The sequence below is a fragment of the Sphingobacterium corticibacter genome (genome assembly GCF_003076635.1).
Taxonomy (GTDB): domain Bacteria; phylum Bacteroidota; class Bacteroidia; order Sphingobacteriales; family Sphingobacteriaceae; genus Sphingobacterium; species Sphingobacterium corticibacter.
This window is the reverse complement of sequence record NZ_QDKG01000004.1, coordinates 262422-283706: the sequence shown is the minus strand read 5'-3', so window position 1 is coordinate 283706 and position 21285 is coordinate 262422. Positions and strand designations below refer to the sequence as shown.

Annotated in this window: 19 protein-coding genes; 11 read left to right on the top strand and 8 right to left on the bottom strand. The window is 41.9% G+C overall.

The genetic code is table 11. The features are described 5' to 3' along the window. The 5 genes from DC487_RS12490 to DC487_RS12470 all read right to left on the bottom strand — a co-directional run bounded on the left by DC487_RS12490 (nt 1) and on the right by DC487_RS12470 (nt 8196). Entirely contained in the window at nt 1-3669 is a 3669-nt protein-coding gene (locus DC487_RS12490) for an ATP-binding protein (protein ID WP_165799084.1), read from the bottom strand. Nucleotides 3670-3852: 183 nt separating this feature from the next. Further along, complete coding sequence (locus DC487_RS12485) at nt 3853-4626, bottom strand: succinate dehydrogenase/fumarate reductase iron-sulfur subunit (protein WP_206367775.1); 774 nt, start codon at nt 4624-4626, stop codon at nt 3853-3855. A gap of 44 nt (nt 4627-4670) precedes the next feature. Next, complete coding sequence (locus DC487_RS12480; protein WP_116776299.1) at nt 4671-6605, bottom strand: fumarate reductase/succinate dehydrogenase flavoprotein subunit; 1935 nt, start codon at nt 6603-6605, stop codon at nt 4671-4673. Between the two features lie 54 nt (nt 6606-6659). Beyond that, nucleotides 6660-7439, bottom strand: coding sequence for a succinate dehydrogenase cytochrome b subunit (locus DC487_RS12475; RefSeq protein ID WP_116776298.1), 780 nt, complete (start codon nt 7437-7439; stop codon nt 6660-6662). A gap of 181 nt (nt 7440-7620) precedes the next feature. Further along, nucleotides 7621-8196: a porin family protein gene (locus tag DC487_RS12470; RefSeq protein WP_116776297.1), complete on the bottom strand. Its 576-nt coding sequence runs from the start codon at nt 8194-8196 to the stop codon at nt 7621-7623. A 74-nt stretch (nt 8197-8270) separates the two neighbouring features. Here DC487_RS12470 and DC487_RS12465 point away from each other — a divergent pair, with 74 nt between their 5' ends. From DC487_RS12465 to pruA, 7 genes are all read left to right on the top strand, one after another. Then, nucleotides 8271-8486: a hypothetical protein gene (locus tag DC487_RS12465; protein WP_116776296.1), complete on the top strand. Its 216-nt coding sequence runs from the start codon at nt 8271-8273 to the stop codon at nt 8484-8486. A gap of 3 nt (nt 8487-8489) precedes the next feature. Further along, nucleotides 8490-8828: a tRNA-binding protein gene (locus DC487_RS12460; RefSeq protein ID WP_116776295.1), complete on the top strand. Its 339-nt coding sequence runs from the start codon at nt 8490-8492 to the stop codon at nt 8826-8828. Between the two features lie 20 nt (nt 8829-8848). Further along, the gene (locus DC487_RS12455; RefSeq protein ID WP_116776294.1) at nt 8849-9319 is read left to right on the top strand and encodes a nucleoside deaminase; all 471 of its coding nucleotides are present in this window, start codon (nt 8849-8851) and stop codon (nt 9317-9319) included. A 100-nt stretch (nt 9320-9419) separates the two neighbouring features. Beyond that, complete coding sequence (locus tag DC487_RS12450; protein ID WP_116776293.1) at nt 9420-10031, top strand: superoxide dismutase; 612 nt, start codon at nt 9420-9422, stop codon at nt 10029-10031. 102 nt (nt 10032-10133) lie between these two features. Further along, nucleotides 10134-10778 carry a peptide-methionine (S)-S-oxide reductase MsrA gene (msrA, locus tag DC487_RS12445; RefSeq protein WP_116776292.1) on the top strand — a complete coding sequence of 215 codons (645 nt, stop codon included), beginning with the start codon at nt 10134-10136 and terminating at the stop codon, nt 10776-10778. Between the two features lie 11 nt (nt 10779-10789). Continuing rightward, nucleotides 10790-11653, top strand: coding sequence for an AraC family transcriptional regulator (locus DC487_RS12440; RefSeq protein ID WP_116776291.1), 864 nt, complete (start codon nt 10790-10792; stop codon nt 11651-11653). A gap of 218 nt (nt 11654-11871) precedes the next feature. Next, nucleotides 11872-13506, top strand: coding sequence for an L-glutamate gamma-semialdehyde dehydrogenase (gene pruA, locus DC487_RS12435; RefSeq protein ID WP_116776290.1), 1635 nt, complete (start codon nt 11872-11874; stop codon nt 13504-13506). 130 nt (nt 13507-13636) lie between these two features. Here the strand turns inward: pruA and DC487_RS12430 are convergent, their stop codons facing one another. After that, the gene (locus tag DC487_RS12430; RefSeq protein ID WP_116776289.1) at nt 13637-13900 is read right to left on the bottom strand and encodes a hypothetical protein; all 264 of its coding nucleotides are present in this window, start codon (nt 13898-13900) and stop codon (nt 13637-13639) included. Nucleotides 13901-14397: 497 nt separating this feature from the next. Between DC487_RS12430 and DC487_RS12425 the strand changes: the two genes are divergently transcribed. Genes DC487_RS12425 through argC form a run of 3 tightly spaced genes read left to right on the top strand, consistent with a single transcriptional unit; the run spans nt 14398 to nt 17372 of the window. Continuing rightward, complete coding sequence (locus DC487_RS12425; protein ID WP_116776288.1) at nt 14398-15114, top strand: GNAT family N-acetyltransferase; 717 nt, start codon at nt 14398-14400, stop codon at nt 15112-15114. Nucleotides 15115-15135: 21 nt separating this feature from the next. After that, on the top strand, nt 15136-16323 hold the full coding sequence (argG, locus tag DC487_RS12420; RefSeq protein ID WP_116776287.1) for an argininosuccinate synthase: 1188 nt from the start codon (nt 15136-15138) through the stop codon (nt 16321-16323). 29 nt (nt 16324-16352) lie between these two features. Then, nucleotides 16353-17372, top strand: coding sequence for an N-acetyl-gamma-glutamyl-phosphate reductase (argC, locus tag DC487_RS12415; RefSeq protein ID WP_116776286.1), 1020 nt, complete (start codon nt 16353-16355; stop codon nt 17370-17372). Between the two features lie 245 nt (nt 17373-17617). Here the strand turns inward: argC and DC487_RS12410 are convergent, their stop codons facing one another. Both DC487_RS12410 and hemL read right to left on the bottom strand, forming a co-directional pair. Further along, the gene (locus DC487_RS12410; RefSeq protein WP_116776285.1) at nt 17618-17824 is read right to left on the bottom strand and encodes a hypothetical protein; all 207 of its coding nucleotides are present in this window, start codon (nt 17822-17824) and stop codon (nt 17618-17620) included. Nucleotides 17825-17895: 71 nt separating this feature from the next. Then, the gene (hemL, locus tag DC487_RS12405) at nt 17896-19212 is read right to left on the bottom strand and encodes a glutamate-1-semialdehyde 2,1-aminomutase (RefSeq protein WP_116776284.1); all 1317 of its coding nucleotides are present in this window, start codon (nt 19210-19212) and stop codon (nt 17896-17898) included. A 163-nt stretch (nt 19213-19375) separates the two neighbouring features. On the opposite strand from hemL, the gene DC487_RS12400 reads away from it, so the two are divergent. Next, nucleotides 19376-21277, top strand: coding sequence for an alpha-L-fucosidase (locus DC487_RS12400; RefSeq protein WP_116776376.1), 1902 nt, complete (start codon nt 19376-19378; stop codon nt 21275-21277). Nucleotides 21278-21285 lie beyond the last annotated feature (8 nt).

Below are 21285 nucleotides of genomic sequence, written 5' to 3'. Positions count from 1 at the left end.
TTAGTGACCATTAGTAGGTGCAGTCATTGGTAATAATATAGTAAAGGTTGTTCCTACATTTTCTGCTGTCTGAAATGATATTTCTCCTTGCATTGATTCTACAGTTTTCTTGACAAATGCAAGTCCCAGTCCAGTCCCCGAGCTTTTAGTCGTAAAATTAGGTTGAAATATTTTGGGAATGACATCCAGTGGAATTCCCAATCCATTGTCGCCAATGGCAATCTTCAACAGCTCATTTTCCGCTAAAGACAAACCAATCTTAATCATCACTTTTTTGCGACCACGGGAGGCTTCAATGGCGTTTTTAATTAAGTTATTGAAGCTGCGCAATATTTGATCTTTGTCGCCTAAGACAAAAAGCCTGTCTCGCCCAGTTTTATTTGCAATCAGAATATTGGTATTCATAGAGCTGTTAAAGAAAGTCACCACTTCCCGAACCTTTTCTAAAATATCAATATTCACTAATTCAGTACTCGGAAGTTTTGCAAAATTGGAGAATTCTACCGCAATCTTGGATAAGCTATCTATCTGTTCTACAAAGGAATCAGAGAATTTCTTAAAACGATCCTCAAACCGTGGATCGTTTTCATTGAAAGAACGCATTAATTGCTGTATGCCCAATTTCATAGGGGTTAGTGGGTTTTTAATCTCATGTGCTACTTGTCTAGCCATTTCGCGCCAAGCGTATTCTCGCTCTGCACTCATCAATTGTTTAGTGTTCTGCTCCATTTTAACCAACATCAGATTATACGCTTTAACCAAGGCTCCGATTTCGTCATCACGTTCCCAATATAGTGGCTCATTATTTTTATCACTCACGGTCGTCTCTACCATCTTCTCGCCAATTATTAACAATGGTCTGGTGATTAATCGAGAGACCGATACCGCAATAAACCCTGCAATCAGAATAATTACCGTGTAGATGTTTAGCAGCGAGTTAAGTAGCAAATTACTATTTCGGATTTCTTCTTTCTTCGCTGCATAATTGGGGATGTTCACAAACGCAGCCGAACTATTATCTTCATTTTTAATCGTCGAATAGCTCGAGTTAAAATCAAAATCACCAATCCTTTCCGTCAGTGTCACATTTGTTTTTTTAATGACATTGAGCTCATTATAAGCATCAGGATGGATGAATTGTGAGACTAATCCTGTCTCAAATATTCGTGGTTGCGAGGAGTAGACCAAAATGCCTCTTTTGTCGTATACATTGGCATCAAGATTAGAAAACTCATTAATCTCTCGAATCCGCTCAATAGCCCCTTCCGTCCATGCCTTCTTTTCATTAGCAGACAGAAGGTTCTCTAGCTTGTGCGATACTTCTTTGCTATAGCTTTCTTGCAATGCCAAATTGCTAGACTCTAGTTGTTTACGGATGGTGAAAAAGGCTATAGTGCCGGAGATCAGAATGGCCAAAATTACCGTACAGATAACAATGGTTTGAATCCTTGTACTATATCTTAGTTTGTTGCGTAATAATATGAACTGATATTGTAGTGTACGCCAATTGAATGATTTTCGAAATACCACTGTGGTTAGGTATTGAATCATCAGCGCGAGTAGGTATACCGTAAATAGCGAAATAAAGAGAAATGAAATGATTGCAAGTGATTGCCAAATGTCGAACTTGGGCTTACTCACAACAATGGTAGTATGCACATCTGGGCGAAAGACCATATGATAGAATCCCTTGTCATCGGGTAGTTCAAGGGCTTTGTTCAAATCTGGTGGAAATTGAACATCTTGAGACGGATATACATAGTTACCATTCTGCGTGAGTAATACTCGATCTTTATACAAAGCAAACGCTGCATCGCTAGCATAATGTTCCCGAATAATATCAACCTTACTGTCCACCAGAAATTCTGGATAGGGAAGCGAAGGGCTATAGGCGTAATTTCGCAAATTAACAAATATTTGCGCGTTACTTCTTTCATCTAAAAGTACGTCCATCTGAAAGAAATACTCGTGTGTGCCTAATTCACTTCGTACACGATAAAAATGATCAGTATTTGGTACACGTACTGCATTATTGATCACCTTTTCGCGATATTCTACCATCTTATTACTGTCGTAGTTATCCAAAGGCACTTCGTCAATATAATAGTAAAATTGATGCTCGTATCGAGAAAGGTAACCACTGAAGTAATGTGTTTTAATATGATTGTCAAGAAGTTGTGTTTGTTGAGTAACCATAGCATCCTGCAATAGTTGGCGCATGATGGTCGAGTCCGCTACCAAATTTTTCTCCATTTCCGAAAAAATGGAAATAGCATTTAGATCGTTTTCGGCTTCAAGGTATTTTAGAGTCAACGCCATTTGCTTCTGTTTTACCTTTCGTATACTTTGATGGTATATGAAGGAAGATAACAGGGATATTGATAATAAAACGATGACGATGTTGAAGAATGAATATTGTGTGTTTTTGTGCCGCGTATACGAACGGATTAGCAATACCGCCCCTACCAATAAGTTGTAATAGATAGCTTGCTCAAAAAATAACGCACTGATCAGTAGAAATAGGATTAACGTAATCAGCTGTATGTTGATTTCCGTAGTTAGATTTCGGAGCATGGTACGCACTTGTCCAATAGCAAAATCAATGTATAGAAGCAACAAAATAATATTGACACAGAATAAAAAGACGTTCACCCAACTGTAGCTACTAAAACCTAAGATATTGGTGAAATCCATATTCACACTCGATGTGTGGGTAATCAACGTACTTAGATGCTCCAACAACAAGTTACTAAACAAATAGATAGTGGATAATGCAAATCCGGCTAGTAATAATGCTTTGACATTTCGATTAATGGGATTCTGTGCTGCCAAAAAGACCTGTATGCTGCGGATATAAAAGATTAGCCATGCCGCGCTGGCTGTCGTGATTATGAATTCCCAAAGATTGGGCAAAAAAGGATTATAAGCGTAATAGCGTGGATCAAATAACTCCATGCTTGACGTGGCTGATAACCAATCGGCTTGTAGAGAGATCCATTTAAGTATAGCTAAGATCGTGGCCATTGCTAACACAGAAAGCCATGCACGTCCTTTCTTCGCTAACATGAAACAACCTCGGTTAATCAATGAAAGAAAAATAATCGAACCTAATACCCAAGCAAGCAGTTGCATGGTTAGGTAGACATTGTGATATTTTCCCTGTTTAAATTTGACAGAAAAAAGATAGCTGCCCGATTTACTGTACACATTGCGAACGATGTCATTATCGCTGTATCTGGCAATCTCAAGATTATCGGACGGGATAATGTTTTTGTAAAATCGATTCGAAAGATAACTATTCGAGTGGTTGAATGCACGTCTTACCAAGATGACTGCTAGGACAGATACATCTCGGTCTAATTTTTTTTTCTTGACAATATACGACCGTGGTTCGGCATCTACATAGGTAGTTTCTTGTACAAATGGTCGATCGCTAGGAGGCACAATTAGGTTCGAACTCCAGAATATGGGATTGTTATTTTTATAGACATAAAAATAAATCAGATTTTCGTCATCCGATAGGTTTTTAGTTAATTCTAATGCTTGTGTAGGATACCGTTCAACGTTAGAGAAGGTCTTTAGTGCCAATGAATCTGCGAACAAATCCTCAACAACCTTCTCTTTTCTATGAATATTTTTAGAAATAGTTTCGGTATTTATTGTTAGCATATCTGCTTCAGTGATCGTATTGTGTATGATCAGTGCTGTTGCAAAAAGCAAAAACATGACTATTGACAACAGAAGAAGCACCCTATTTCCCATGCAAAAATACTGTTTAGAAGTTTTTAAATATAACAAAAAAAGTCCGCGCTCATTAAATAGCGCGGACTCTTTGTAGTATTTAAACGAAGGCTAGTTGTGAACGTCTTCTTCGCGGAACAATTTTGCGGTGAAGTATTCTCTGTTCATTCGCGCAATGTTCGTCATCTTGATGCCAACTGGACATTCTGCTTCACAAGCACCCGTATTCGTACAGTTACCAAAACCTTCAGCGTCCATTTGATCTACCATACTTTGTGCACGCTCGTAACGCTCCGTTTGTCCTTGTGGCAACAAAGCAAATTGAGAGATCTTAGCAGATACGAATAGCATGGCAGAAGCATTTTTACAAGCTGCAACACAAGCTCCACAACCAATACACGTTGCAGACTCAAATGCTTCGTCAGCAATACGCTTTGGAATAGGAATAGAGTTCGCATCAGGCACACCACCTGTATTTACATTTACATAACCTCCAGCTTGTTGAATGCGTTCAAAAGAGGTGCGATCTACCGCCAAATCTTTCAACACAGGGAAAGCGGCAGCTCTCCAAGGTTCTATGACGATAGTTTGTCCGTCGTGGAAAGAACGCATGTGTAATTGACAGGTTGTCGTGCCATATTCTGGTCCGTGCGGGCGACCATTGATCACCAAAGAACACATTCCACAAATACCTTCGCGACAATCGTGATCGAAATAAATAGGATCTTCCCCTTTACGCGTAAGGTCATCATTTACGATATCCAACATCTCTAAGAAAGACATGTCATCTGCGATATCATTCGCTTGATAAGTGACAAATTGCCCTTTGTCTTTTATATTTGTTTGACGCCAAACTTTTAGCGTTAAATTCATCTGTCCACTCATAACTTCTATATAGAGTAACACATTGAGCCGAAGCTCAATGGATCTTATTTATAACTTCTTTGGGTTAATTTAACATTCTCGAATATCAGCTCCTCTTTGTGTAATACTTCAGGCTGATTGTCGGCAGTGTATTGCCATGCAGCTACATACGTGTAATCTTCGTCATTACGTAATGCCTCGCCTTCTTCTGTTTGTGATTCCAAACGGAAGTGACCACCACAAGACTCATTACGATTCAACGCATCGTCTACCATCAACTCACCCAGTTCCAAGAAGTCGGCTACGCGGCCAGCTTTCTCTAAAGACATATTTAGCTCTTCGTTGTTACCGAGTACATTCGCATTTTTCCAGAAATCTTTACGCAACTCCTGAATCATGCCTTTTGCTTTCGTCAAACCTTCAGCTGTACGCGCCATACCACAATATTCCCACATGATTTTACCCAACTCTTTGTGGATATCATCTACGGTTTTTGTACCGCGTAAGGCAAGTAGCGCATTTACGTTTGCTTCTACTTCTTTACGCGTTTCTTCGAATGCAGGATGGTTTTTATCTACAGGTGCAAATGAACCAAGATTTGCCAAGTAATCACCTACGGTGAATGGAATGACAAAATAACCATCTGAAAGACCTTGCATTAGTGCAGAAGCACCTAGACGATTCGCACCGTGATCGGAGAAGTTACATTCTCCCAAAGCATACAAACCAGGTACAGTAGTCATCAAGTTGTAATCTACCCAAATACCGCCCATTGTGTAGTGAACTGCTGGATAGATACGCATCGGTTGTTTGTATGGATTTTCGTCCGTGATTTTGTGGTACATGTCAAACAAGTTACCATATTTAGCACGTACAGTATCTTCGCCCAAACGAGCAATTGCGTCTGCAAAATCTAAGAATACCGCCACGCCCGATTTACCGACACCACGCTCATCATCCACCGCTTCTTTGGCGTTACGAGAAGCCACATCACGCGGCACCAAGTTACCGAAAGAAGGATATTTACGCTCCAAGAAGTAATCTCTGTCGTCTTCTTTGATATCGGCAGGGTGCAATTCGCCTTTACGCAATTTTGCAGCAACCTCTTTTGTTTTAGGAACCCATACACGACCATCGTTACGCAATGATTCAGACATCAAAGTCAGTTTCGATTGGTGATCGCCCGTTACTGGAATACAAGTTGGGTGGATCTGTGTATAACATGGATTGGCAAAGTACGCACCACGTTTGTGTGCGCGCCATGCTGCGGTCACATTACAGCCCATAGCGTTGGTAGACAAGAAGAATACGTTTCCGTAACCTCCCGTACACAACAATACGGCATGTCCTTCATGTGTTTCTATTTTTCCGGAAATCATATCACGGGTAACAATACCACGTGCATGTCCATCTATCTTCACCAAGTCAAGCATTTCATGACGGGTGTACGAAGTTACTTTTCCTTTTTGGATTTGACGGTTAAGCGCCGAATACGCACCTAATAATAATTGTTGTCCAGTTTGACCACGAGCGTAGAATGTACGGGATACCTGAGCACCACCGAAAGAACGGTTGTCTAAAAGACCACCATATTCACGTGCAAATGGAACACCTTGCGCCACACATTGATCGATGATGTTTACCGATACTTCTGCCAAACGATGTACGTTGGCTTCGCGAGCGCGGTAATCTCCACCTTTGATCGTGTCATAGAATAAACGGTAAACCGAGTCACCATCATTTTGATAGTTTTTCGCCGCATTGATACCACCTTGTGCTGCGATAGAGTGTGCACGACGTGGTGAATCTTGGTAGCAAAATGTTTTCACATTATAGCCCAGTTCTGCTAAAGAAGCAGCTGCCGAAGCGCCCGCCAAACCAGTACCCACTACGATGATAGTGAATTTACGTTTGTTGGCTGGGTTTACCAGCTTCATATTGAATTTATGTTTGGACCATTTTTCGGCTAATGGGCCAGCAGGTACTTTAGAATCTAACATAGTTAACGATCTATATATTTAAAAGATGCTGCGGAGCAACATCTGTAAATAACATTATTTTAAAAAGTAAAAATACAAAGGCATTAAAGCGAACAGAACCGGAATAATAACGCCAAATCCCCAAACGCCAATCGCACGAATCACGCCGATATAGCGACGGTGATTAAAACCGACGGTCTGAAAGGCAGACTGAAAGCCGTGGATCAAGTGAAATGAAAGCGCTCCCATCGCCACCACGTAGAATAATACAAGTAATGGGTTTTTGAAAGTTACTGCCACTTGCGTGTAAAGATCTTTCGATTTTATTGTTTCGATCCCATCATTTTCAGTTTTTAGATAGCCATTGTAGTTATCCGGTACATTATCGAACTGGTCAGTCTGACGATCACCTGTAGCGATCTCCGTACGGTACTCTACGTAAGGCGTAGTTCCGAATTTGTATTGAAACCAGAAATTCTGCATGTGCGTAGCGATAAAGATCAACAACACGGTGCCAAGAATACCCATATTTCTGGAATTCCAGGTACTGTTTGCTTTGCCGTCCGTTTCTTTGTACTGAATCGGGCGGGCAGCTTTGTTTTTGATCGTCAGGATCAATGCGTACACAGCGTGAATGATAATCGATGCATACAATAAATACGAAACCACTTTAATCGGAGTAAAGTGCGTCATGAAGTATGCATAGTTGTTGAATGAATAGCCTAGGTCGTCGTTGAATAACTGAAAGTTACCGATCAAATGGACTATTAAAAATGTACACAGGAATAGGCCTGTTAAGCTCATCACGAGTTTCTTCCCTAGCGAAGAAGTTAACACCGGCTTTGATTTACTCATTAGTCTTCTGAATTTATATAATTTAGTCACAAATTTATCATATAAACAACAATATGTCCCGTGGATAGGACTAAAAAGGACAATTTAGAATTGTTCTAAAAAAATAGGGCTATCGATGTCCGATAGCCCTATTTTTTTGGCTGTTAAAGCCAGTATGCTTTTGATCAAAGATCAACGAAGTCTATAAGAAATTATATCCTATAGCTAGTGTCCATAGATTTAATCGCTGTCTGTTATCACCGCGGTTGATGTTGCCTAGTCCGGCTTCATAACGCAGATCCAAAGATAACTTGGAGATATCTACCCCTACACCGCCTACAATAGCAGCAAAGTTCTTTTTGTAATCTACCTCAGATCCAAAGCTAGTAACATTGTCTTTGTCTACAATAAATGAAAACAAAGGTCCAGCCTGAATGCGTGCACCAATTGGTCCTAACCCAATTTTAGTACCTAACAATACTGGTACGTCAACAGTAGAAAACTTTACATCTTCACTGGTATTACCACGATTCAATGAGGTGTTTTTTGAAGTGTAATAAAGCTCCGGTTGTATGTGGAATCCTAGTACGCCAACACGTGCCCAAGCACCAGCTAAGAAACCTGCTTTAGTGCTAGAATCAAAATAATTTCCGTTTGAACGAAGGCTAGTAAAGTTCGCACCCGCTTTCAATCCTAAATCAAAAGATGGGAAAAGCTGTGCTTGCGCAGAAAAGATGGTAGTGATCGCAACGATTAGTGTAAGTATTCGTTTTTTCATAGTATTGTTTTAATTTTAACTTTTTCAAAGATACGAGAGAATAGCAAAAATTAAGCCACTAAAAATCAGAAATCATGACTAGCCTAAAAATATCAGCGGACGACTGGAAAGTTATTCGATTCAAGATTACACGCAAATACAACACATTAAGTGAAGAAGATCTTGCTTATGTGGAGGGCGAGGAAGAGCAATTGGTACAGCGGTTGGCTAAGCGTATTCGTCGCAATGCGGATTATGTGCGCTTTACATTGGGTAAAGAATTACAAGATATTCATACCAACAGATTGTAAGGAATGGAAGAAATTGCATGGTCGGACTTTGAAAAGGTGATCCTTTGCGTAGGAACCATTATAGACGCGCAAGATTTTCCAAAAGCAAAAAAGCCAGCCTATCAGTTGCAGATCGATTTTGGTGCGGAAATAGGTGTTCGTAAATCGAGTGCGCAAATTACAGCTCATTACACGCGGGAGGATTTGATTGGGAGGCAAATTGTTGCTGTCGTAAATTTCCCACGAAAGCAGATTGCCAATTTCTTTTCCGAATGCCTAGTGACGGGTTTCGCAGATGCGAATGGCGATATTGTGTTGACAGCAGTGGATAAGGCCGTTCCGAACGGCACAAGATTAAGTTAGATAATTCGAAAAAAGAGTAGATGAGATATTTTAGTGGGGAGGCCGAAACCTCAGGCTCGGTAGATGAATTGTTTATGCGTGAAGCGTTGCGCTTGGCCAAGATGGCGTACGACGAAGATGAGATTCCAATTGGAGCGGTCATCGTAGCTAATGGGCAGATCATTGCTAAAGGCTATAACCTGACAGAGCGCCTAAACGATGTTACCGCACATGCCGAGATGCAAGCATTCACCGCTGCTGCCAATCATTTGGGTGGCAAATATCTGAAAGGTTGTACGTTGTACGTCACGATAGAACCCTGTGTGATGTGCGCTGGCGCGGCTTATTGGGCGCAAATAGATCGCGTCGTGTATGGTGCAAAAGACGATAAACGCGGTTATAGCGCATTTCATGATCGCATTATTCATCCAAAGACAGAAATCGTTGGTGGTGTGTTAGAATCCTCTTGCAGCGAGCTCATACAATCATTTTTTCGTAATAAAAGGAGATAAGAGGTTGGAGAAAATGATGTTTTCAAACATAAAAACCAAACATTTGTTATCTTCGTAACGCAGCGTAAGCAGCATTGATTTATACTAAAATTATATAATTATGGCATTCGAATTAGCAGCGTTACCATACGCTAATGACGCATTAGAACCACACATTGATAAAGATACGATGGAAATCCATCACGATCGTCATCATCAGGCATACGTGGATAACTTGAATAAAGCTATCGCAGATACCGATGGAGCTGGCGCATCTTTGGAAGATTTGATCAAAAACATCAGCAAATATCCTGCAGCTGTTCGCAACAACGGTGGCGGTCACTTCAATCACGATTTATTCTGGTCTGTATTAGGCCCAAATGCAGGTGGTGAACCGACTGGTGAGTTAGCAGAGGCGATCAACGAAACATTTGGTTCATTCGCTGACTTGAAAAAGAAATTGCAAGAAGCTGGCGCTACGCGCTTTGGTTCAGGTTGGTCTTGGTTAATCGTTGGTCAAGATGGAAAATTGGCAGTAACTTCTACACCAAACCAAGACAACCCTTTAATGGATGTGGCAGAAGTAAAAGGTACGCCTATCTTCGGTATCGATGTATGGGAGCACGCTTACTACTTGAAATATCAAAACAAGCGCCCAGCATACTTAGAAGCTATCTTCGAGGTAGTAAACTGGGATGCTGTCGCAAAAAGATACGCAGCAGCAAAAGGATAATTTTTGTCCTGACGCTTTAGTGTTAAATATGTTAAGAAGCTGCCTTGGTGAAAACCAAAGGGCAGCTTCTTTCGTATTTTGTAATATATGATAGGAGGAATTATGAGTAACAAAATAATGTATTTATTCGCTTTGTGCACGCTGGTTTTTACCTCTTGCCAAGCCACGTCCAATACGTCTAAGCCGGTTTCTTTGGCGACATTGCCTGTCAATGGCGATCGCGAAGAAGCAATCATGGCAGCAGGATGTTTCTGGTGTATCGAAACTTCGCTTGGATTGTTAGAAGGAGTGGATACCGTGATCTCAGGATACATCGGTGGCAAAGGGGCAAATCCAACTTATGCACAAGTAACTACGGGGCAAACGGGATATGCCGAAGCTGTCAAAATCACTTATGATCCAAAGGTAATTTCGTACGATGAGCTGCTAAAAGCATTTTTTCAATTGCATGATCCAACTCAGTTGAACAGACAAGGAAATGATGTAGGGACGCAATATCGATCTGCGCTGTTTCCGTTGAATGCGGAGCAGGAAGAAAAAGCAGATTATTATATCTCGCAGCTGAATGCCGAGAAAGCGTATGACAAGCCGATCGTAACGACGATCGAAAAAGCGGATGTATTTTATCCGGCAGAAGATTATCATCAGGATTATTTTAATAAAAATCCGGGAAATAGCTATTGCCAATTCGTGGTACAGCCGAAGTTGGACAAGTTCAAAAAAGTCTTTGCCGACAAGCTAAAATAGTTCAACTTCTGATGGAACCCATTCAGTTTACCGTTCCTGTTTATGGTGAGGGTGTATTTGCCACTTTGGAGAATAAGGGCGGTAAATTGTATGGCTATTATCACCGTCATTCCGAGTTGCAAGTTACTTGCGTGCTGCAAGGAAAAGGAACGATCCTCGTCGGCAATATTGCACAATCGTTTCAACAAGGCGATGTATTTATTCTTCGTCCTGATGAACCGCACATGTTCACAAAATATGATGAGCCAAATTTGCTCAATGAAGACATTCATTTAGTCCATGTTTTTGTGCACCTCGAACGCATGGAAAAACTGTTTGTCATTCCCGAATTCGATCAAGTTGGTAGCTATTTGATTGGCTTGGATGCCAGCAAAAAGATACGCGCAGAGCGCGCAAGTGATTTGCAACAATTCTTTAGAGCGCTTTCGCAGAAAAATGGCATTCCACGTTTTGTAGAGTTTATTAGCTTATTGCACACGCTTACGCAGCGCGGGCAAGAAGGGGAGTCGCTTTATTCTGGTGCGCGAAAGATCAGTTACTCCGACAAAGACGGTGCACGAATCAGTGCGGTCTATAAGTATACCTTCGATCATTTGCAGGATGACGTCGCGGTTGCGGATGTAGCCAGTTTGGTGCATATGACGTCAAGTTCCTTTTGTAAATTTTTCAAAAAACACACGACCAAAACGTATGTAGGCTTCTTAAATGAAGTGCGGATTGAGAAATCTTGCCAGCTGTTAGTAAATAGACGGACAGAATCCGTCGCGGAAGCGGCATTTCAAGTAGGTTTTAGAACTACAGTTCATTTCAATCGCGTATTCAAGCAAATAATGGGCACCTCGCCTCGTCTGTACTTACAGCAGCACGGCATATAATATATACGATATTTGTCGTAATTAATCCTGGCATTTTATTCATTATGTCTATTATAAATAGCTTATATAGTTGTTTAATAGCTTGATATAAGTTTTTGTCCTTGTGGGTGCAATGTGCTTACAGGACAATATATGTTTACATTCAGACAATCGGTGTTTATGAGTTCTCCATACATAACCTTATCTTTACAGATAAGAATAAGATAAAAAGGAAAGATATGCTTAAAGGATTTTTTAATGTTCCTAGCCCAACAAACGAACCTATTTATTCGTACGCTCCGGGAACGAAGGAAAGAAAACTGCTTCAAGACGCGATTGCGACTGCTAGAGCGCAGGAAGTAGATATACCGATGTACATCGGATCAGAAGAAGTGCGCACTGGCAATAAATTGCCATTAACTCCTCCGCACGATCACAAACATGTTTTAGGATATTTCCATAAAGGAACACAAGAGCATGTAAAGGCTGCGATTGATGCGGCATTGTCTGCCAAAGAAGCTTGGGAAAACCTGCCATGGGAGCACCGTGCAGCTATTTTCTTGAAAGCAGCCGAATTGATCTCTACCAAATATCGCTATAAGCTGAATGCAGCTACGATGTTAGGACAATCAAAAAATGCCTTCCAAGCAGAGATTGATTCCGCTTGTGAAATTGCAGATTTCTTGCGTTTCAATGTACAATACATGACGGAGATCTATTCTCAGCAACCTCCAGTATCGCCCAAAGGTGTGTGGAATCGTGTAGAACAGCGTCCATTAGAAGGGTTTGTGTTTGCATTGACGCCATTTAACTTTACGGCTATTGCCGGTAACTTGCCTACTTCTGTAGCGATGATGGGTAATGTAGTGGTTTGGAAACCGTCTGACACCCAAATTTATTCAGCAAATGTATTGATGGAAATCTTCCGTGAGGCGGGCGTACCAGATGGCGTAATCAACTTGGTATACGTGCATGGTCCTGATGCGGGTGAGGTGATTTTCAAACACCCAGATTTTGCAGGTATTCACTTTACAGGATCTACAGGAGTTTTTCAAGATATCTGGAAAACAATCGGAGAGAACATTCATGTGTACAAAACTTATCCACGTATCGTGGGAGAGACGGGCGGTAAAGATTTTATCTTGGCACACCCTTCTGCAGAGGCAAAAGTAGTGAGCACGGCTCTAGTACGTGGCGCTTTCGAATTCCAAGGGCAGAAATGTTCGGCAGCATCTCGTGCCTACATTCCAAAATCACTTTGGCCAACGATTAAAGATCTAATCGGTAAAGATTTAGAAACGTTCAAAATGGGCGGTACAGAGGATTTCTCTAACTTCATCAATGCGGTGATCGATGAGAAATCATTTGATAAAATCACGAAGTACATCGACCGCGCAAAAGAATCTAGCGAAGCGGAAGTTGTTTTTGGTGGCGACTATGATAAATCAACAGGTTACTTCATTCGTCCTACGGTGATCGTTGCGCAAAATGCTGATTACGAAACCATGCAAGAAGAATTGTTCGGTCCTGTATTGACGATTTTTGTTTATGAAGATGATAAATGGTCTGAAACCTTGAAAACGATAGATCAGACTTCCATCTACGCCTTGACAGGTGCCGTGATTGCACAAGATCGCTACGCGATCGAAGAAGCAACTCATGCTTTGCGTCATTCGGCTGGTAACTTCTATATCAATGATAAATGTACTGGTGCTGTTGTAGGCCAACAACCATTTGGTGGTGCGCGCGGATCTGGTACCAATGATAAAGCTGGTTCAATGATTAACTTGTTGCGTTGGGTTTCTCCACGTACAATCAAGGAAACTTTCAATCCCGATACGGATTATCGTTACCCGTTTTTAGGAGAAGAATAATAAAATAAAGGTAGCATCAGCCGCCTTCCTGATAAACAAAAAGGAGCTTTCATCTCAGATGAAAGCTCCTTTTTTATGTTAGCAAACCAAGTAATTAAGATTTTGGATCTGCTAAATAGTGTTGATTGACTTACTTAACCGTATCGCGATTGAGTGTGCGCAAGATGCTGTCTGCTTCGCGCTCTTGCTGGCGTGCATCGATCTGATGTTGTTTATAGTTTTGCACCGCAATTCTACTCGCGCGTTGCGATACCACAAAACCAGCAATAGCGATAACGGTAATCACCGTGACGCCCCAAGCATGTTTTTTCTTATCCTGCTTGATTAACCAATACATGATTCCGATATAAGGAATCGCAAAAAAGAGATAGAAAACGATACTTGGAGTAATCATAATGCTGCTATATTTTATCCTGCAAAAGTAGGCTTTTAACTAGCATAGTTTAAAATTTTAACGTCATAAAATTGATGCATTTAATTTTGTGAAGTCAGTATTCAAGTGAGATTTTTTTGAAGTTGGTCGTATTTTTGATCTGCCATTTAGTGTATTCGTAAAAAAAGTTGAATACCATTGTTGACACGGAAATATTTCATACTTTTGTCTGTCAGAATTTTAAGAAGAAGATAGGATGCACTGTCATAACCACAATCAGCACATAGTTTTGCAAGCCAATAGTAGGTTTGTAGCTTATGCTATGCGCCATGATTATGCGTTGTGTTGTCCAATTCTGAGATTACGACGACCAATACTGCCTCGAGCTTGATAAAGGGGCAGGAAATTTCCGGATAGGCGGCCACCATTAAGCGCTCGAGCGTGTGCTGCTATTACAATCGTTAATTCATGTTTAGATTCCACGTTGAGTGGAGTGTTTTTTAGGTCGAAGTCTCAGAATGATACTTTCAGATTTTTTGATTATTCCTGCTAATGCCTCGCATAAAGATTATGCTCAGCAGATTTGTGACGAAATGTTTGAGTCTGCCAAAGCGCGAGGAACAGGTATTGCCCGTCGGCAACCCGAATATATTGCCAAGAAAATGGAGGAAGGCAAATCCGTTATTGCCTTGCACAAAGATGGTCGTTGGGCTGGTTTTTGTTACATAGAAACTTGGAGTCACGGCGATTACGTGGCCAATTCAGGCCTTATTGTCAACCCTATATTTCGTAAAGAAGGTTTAGCGAAAGCTATCAAGAAAGAGATTTTTGAGCTTTCGCGCGAGCGTTATCCGAAATCCAAAATTTTTGGATTGACGACCGGTTTGGCCGTGATGAAGATCAATTCTGATCTCGGCTATGAGCCGGTTACTTATGGTGAGCTTACCCAAGATGAAGAATTTTGGAAAGGATGCCAATCTTGTGTAAATTTCGATATTTTGACAGCCAAAGAGCGGAAAAACTGCATGTGCACCGCCATGCTGTGGGATCCGGTCGAGAAAGAACGAGAACTGAAAGAAAAAATCCAGCGTAAAGCAGAAGCGAAGGAGCGGCTAAATCGTATTGCTAAAAAGCAATCGCTGCTCAAACGCATCGAAGCTCGGCTTTGGAAATCTACCAAAAAAATGGTCACTTTTGTATTCCCAGTTGGTGTAAAACCAGTGAAGGGATTTTAATTTATATATCACAACAATAAGATGAAGAAAGTCGTTTTAGCATTCAGTGGTGGTTTGGATACCTCGTTTTGCTGTATATACTTATCGAAAGATTTAGGTTTGGAAGTACACTCGGTCATTATCAATACCGGAGGGTTTTCAGCCGAAGAATTGCAGACTGTAGAAAAACGGGCGTACGAACTGGGCGTAAAATCGCACACTACGATTGACGAAACAGAAGATTATTATAAAGATACGATCAAGTATTTGATCTTTGGTAATGTGCTCAAGAATGCCACGTATCCATTATCAGTATCGGCAGAACGCGTAACGCAGGCAACTGCGATTGCGAATTATGCGAAGAAAATTGGGGCTACTTGCGTAGCGCACGGTTCTACTGGCGCTGGAAACGATCAGGTACGTTTTGACATGATCTTCCAGACTTTGATTCCGGGCATCGAAATCATTACGCCGATTCGTGACCTTAAATTATCTCGCGAAGCGGAGATCGAATACCTCAACAAACATGGTGTAGAATATTCGGCCGAGAAAGCTAAATACTCGATCAACAAAGGACTTTGGGGAACATCTGTAGGTGGTGCAGAAACACTTACTTCGAATCAGTACTTGCCGGAATCGGCTTGGCCAACCCCAATCACGCAGGATCAACCGCGTCAGATCACAATCGACTTTGAAAAAGGCGAGCCAGTTGGTTTGAATGGCGAGAAAATTGGTGCGGTGAAAGTGATCCAACAATTGCAAGAGTTGGCACAACCTTATGGAATTGGTCGTGATATTCACGTGGGCGATACCATCATCGGTATCAAAGGTCGTGTTGGTTTTGAAGCTGCTGGGCCAATCATTTTGGTCAAAGCGCACCACATGTTGGAAAAACATACGTTGACGAAATGGCAATTGTCTTGGAAAGACCAAATCGCTGCTTTCTACGGAAACTATATGCACGAAGGGCAAATGCACGACCCAGTGATGCGCGATATTGAAGCGTTCTTGAGTAGTGCGCAAGCTACGGTAACTGGACGTGTGATCGTGGAGTTGCATCCGCACCGTTTTGTAATTATTGGTGTGGAGTCGGATCATGATTTGATGAACAACAAGTTCGGAAGTTATGGCGAAATGAATGAGGGCTACACCGGCGACGATGTGAAAGGCTTTTCAAAAATATTTGGTAATCAAGTAGGAATCTGGTTTAAAGTGAACGGGCAGTCGTAATCAGCGACAGCCAACAAATAAGAAAGTACATGACGAAGATAAAAGCAGGAATAGTAGGCTCGGCTGGCTATACCGGGGGTGAATTGTTGAGAGTGTTGATCTACCATCCTGAGGTAGAAATTGTATTTGCAAATAGCGGATCCAATGCCGGAAAGAAAGTGTATGCGGTGCATAATGACTTGTTGGGCGATACCGAACTCGAATTTTCTACAGATTTCCACGCTAATATCGATGTACTTTTCTTGTGCTTAGGTCATGGTGATGCGCGCAAATTTCTGGATGAAAATCCAGTTGATAGCAAGGTTAAGATTATTGATCTATCGCAGGATTACCGTTTGCGTGATCATCAGGCATATGCCAACGGTCAATTTGTATACGGATTGCCAGAACTGAACCGCGAAGCGATTAAGCAAGCGCATTATATCGCTAATCCAGGTTGTTTTGCTACTAATATTCAATTGGCACTGTTGCCACTGGCTAAGGCTGGCTTATTGCCGAATCAGATTCATGTAAATGCGACGACGGGATCTACGGGTGCCGGACAAAAACCGAGCGCGACAACGCATTTCTCTTGGCGCAACAATAATCTATCGGCTTATAAATCCTTCGAGCACCAACATTTGCAAGAAATCTCGGAGTCACTAGATCAATTGCAAACAGGTTATTTGCCAACGGGCGAAGAATCCTTGTTAGCGCGTGCCCAACAACGGATCAACTTCATTCCTCAACGTGGTGATTTTGCGAGGGGAATTTTCTCTGCGATCTATGTAGATGCCGATATTTCAGCGGCTGATGCCTATGCTTTGTATGAAGATTATTATCAATCGCATCCTTTTACATTTGTGAGTGAGCAAAATATCGATCTAAAACAAGTGGTGAATACCAATAAGAGCATCATGCATTTAGAAAAGCATGGCGATAAATTGTTGATTCTGAATGCGACAGATAATTTGCTCAAAGGTGCTTCTGGACAGGCTGTGCAGAATATGAACCTGATGTTTGGCTTAGACGAACGTGCTGGTTTGAACTTGAAGCCGGCTAGTTTTTAGATTAATCGATGCAATATAAAAAATGGCAGTGAGCAGTAGCTTGCTGCCATTTTTTTATGCGTCTTCGCGAGGCACGAGGCGATCTGTTTTTTTAAGTTGATAAGGTTAAGAAAGTTCAGAAAGTTGATAGCCATTGTTCCAAATCGAGTTTAGATTGCCGCAGCCTCGTTTCTCGGCTTCGCAAAGACGTGTCGATCAAGGGCTATGCAAAACCTACTTTTAAGATATGCAAACACAGATTTTTGTTATTCACGGATATACTTTCGTTCGGTTTTACGCAGTCGGAACGCTAGGTCGGATGAAGCAGTAACTTTCCAACTCATCAAATGCCGCCTTAGCGGATTGGCAATAGCAATGGGATGCACGAACGTTGTGCCAATACGGTCAAGCGGCGAGTTTTGGATACTTTTGCGATCAAAAGTATCATGCCTGCCCGGCTCGAGGGCAAGCATAGGATCTTATAAAACACAAAATGGGCTGCGTCCTTCAACGCAGCCCATTTTGTGTCTATTAAAACTTCTTTTTATGAAGCAAAAACTACATCTAGCGATTCTTGCAGTGCGATAATCGTTTTGCTCAGATCTTCCTCGGTATGCGCGGCAGAAATAAAGCCAACCTCGTAGCCCGAAGGGCCGAAGTAAATACCGCGGTTGAGTAATTCGCGGTGCATCACCTTGTACTGCTCCATCGATTCGTGCACGATCTCGTCAGCACGTTGAATTTTGTCTTGATCTGTGAAGGCAAACCAAAAGATCGATCCAATAGTAAATACCTTGACACGATATTCTTTTTGCGCAATATATGCTTGGATTTCCTGTACAAATTTTTGCGTGACCGCTTCCAGATTTTCATAAAATCCGTCTTGCGCCAAGATGCTCAATGCCGCAATACCGGCAGACATCGCTACAGGATTTCCTGACAACGTGCCGGCTTGATAAACACCGCCATCTGGCGATATGTGGCTCATCAATTCGTTGGATGCGCCGTAGGCACCTACCGGCATTCCGCCGCCGATGATTTTTCCATAAGTGATAATATCCGGTTTGACATCGTAGTAACGCGCTGCGCCTTCAAATCCTAAACGGAATCCGGTGATCACTTCATCAAAAATCAAAAGAGCACCATTCTCCTGCGTTATCTCGCGCAAGAATTGTACGTATTCGCGGTCTTGCATCAGCAATCCATTATTCGCTGGCACACCTTCGATGATTACCGTGGCGATCTGATCTTTAAAATCTGCGAAAACTTGTTTTAAAGCTTCATAATCATTTAATGCGATCACGATCGTTTCTTCTGCAAAAGCTTTTGGTACACCGGCCGAAGACGTTTCTCCGAAAGTGACCAAACCAGAACCCGCTTTTACCAACAACGCATCGGAGTGACCGTGGTAGCAACCTTCAAATTTGACGATCTTATCTCGTTTGGTATATCCTCTCGCTAAGCGAATGGCCGACATCACGGCTTCTGTGCCAGAACTTACAAAACGAATTTTTTCAAGGTATTGATTATTATTGATGATGAGGCTGGCCAATTTGTTTTCTAAAGCAGTAGGTGCGCCAAAGCTCAATCCTTTGTGCAATTGCTCCGCAACAGCTTCGCGTACGGCATCATTATTATGCCCCAAAATAAGTGGTCCCCAAGAACAGCAATAATCAATAAATTCATTGCCATCGGCATCCCACAAGTGTGCTTTGTCGCCACGCTCGATAAATAGGGGCGTGCCGTACACCGATTTGAAAGCACGTACCGGTGAGTTTACGCCGCCTGGGAAATAACCTTTTGCTTCTTCGAATAATTGACCTGATTTTTCTCTGGAAATATCCTTTTCTACCTTCGCCATCTAAAATTTTATTTTGAAATGCGAATTTATCCATTTCAGGCTAGATATCATTCATGTGAAAGTCAATATTGAATCCAAAGCTTTTGGATTAATGGTTTTAGACGCTGTGGGGCTTGTTTCTGTGATAAAAACCGTATATTCAGCGCTCAAACATAACTTACCGATGATATTTACTAAAAAAATAGCTGTAGCAGTAGGATTGTTAGCTGGTACGCTTACCGCATGCAAAACGAGTGCTCCTCCTGCACCAGAACCCTACGGCGCATTGCCTTCCGAACGTCAGCTACGCTGGCACGAAATGGAGACCTACGCGTTGATCCATTTTACACCGACTACGTATCAAAATAAAGAATGGGGATTTGGCGATGCCGATCCAGCTATATTTAATCCGACCGAGTTTGATGCGAATCAAATTGCGAGTGCAGCGGCAGCTGGCGGATTTAAAGGATTAATTTCTGTAGCGAAACACCACGATGGTTTCTGTCTGTGGCCAACTGCTACGACCAAATATAGCGTAGCAAGTTCTCCTTGGAGAGGTGGCAAGGGCGACATGGTGAAAGAGTTTATGGAAGCGGCCAAAAAGAATAATTTGAAATTTGGCGTTTATCTATCGGCTTGGGATCGCAATGATGAACGTTATGGATCCGAGGCTTATCCAGAAGCATATCGTCAGCAATTGACGGAATTGATGACCGGTTATGGCGATCTATTTACTTCATGGCATGATGGTGCCAACGGAGGCGATGGATATTACGGCGGCAGAAATGAAAAACGAACGATCGACCGCACTACATATTACAGTTGGAAAGATAAAACATGGCCAATTGTGCGGGAGCATCAACCTATGGCGATGATCTTTTCAGATATTGGTCTGGATATGCGTTGGGTTGGTAATGAGCACGGTCACGCGGCAGAAACAAGCTGGGCGACGATCACGCTAAAAGGAAAAGAAGGCAAAGAACCGATGCCAGGATTTATGGATGATAGCAACCTATCAACCGGTACGCGCGGTGGTGAAGCTTGGATTCCAGCAGAATGTGATGTGCCACATCGTTCAGGTTGGTTTTATCACCCAGAGCAAGATGGACAAGTAAAAAGTCCGGATGCCTTGTTCGATATTTATCTGAAATCGGTCGGTCGCGGAGCGAATATGAACCTAGGATTGGCACCTATGCCTAGTGGTTTGCTGCACGCTAATGATGTTGCTTCCTTGAAAGGTTTTGGGGAGAAACTAGAGAAAACATTTGCCACCAACTTGGCGGCTAACGCAAAAATTAAAACATTGAATACGCGTGGCGATCACAAGGCGTATGCAGCCGAGCAAATTCTAGATGACGATCGTTATTCTTACTACGCATCAGATGACGATGTATTGGAGCCTTGGTTGGAGTTGGATTTAGGAAGCGAACAAGAATTTGATTTGATTCGCTTGCGCGAAAACATCAAGTTAGGTCAACGTTTAGATAGTGTTCGGATCTCTACTTGGGACGGTCAAGATTGGAAAAAGATTGCCGGAGCAACCAGCATTGGCGCTACACGCATCATCAAATTAAGTGAGCCTGTAAAAGCGCGCAAACTTCGTATAGAGCTTTTTGCGCCAGTGGCGCCTACATTGAGTGACTTTGGTTTGTATAAAGAAGCTTTTGTAGATTATCAAGTGAGTGATGAAGCAAAGAAAATCGACCGTCTGAAAGCTACCGATTACAAAATTGTGTCTACAACTGACATATCTGCTGCTACAGATAATGATCCGAAAACCTGGGTGCAGGTGAATGAGAAAAACCTAGTTTTCGAATTGGGTGGAAAAACTGTTGCTGGCTTCTTCTACTTGCCACGCCAAGATGGCCAAAAAGATGGTATGGTAACACGGTATCGCTTTGCCGGAAGTCAGGACAATAAGAACTGGGAATCTTTCTTTGAGGGGGAGTTCTCCAACATTAAATCTAACCCTATTGAGCAAGTGGTGCGATTTAGCAAAAACGTGCAATATAAATTTATACGTTTTGAAGCTGTAGAGGCGACAGGTGAAGGGTTTACGGCAAGTGCTGTCGGCTTTTTCAAATAAATTCCTAT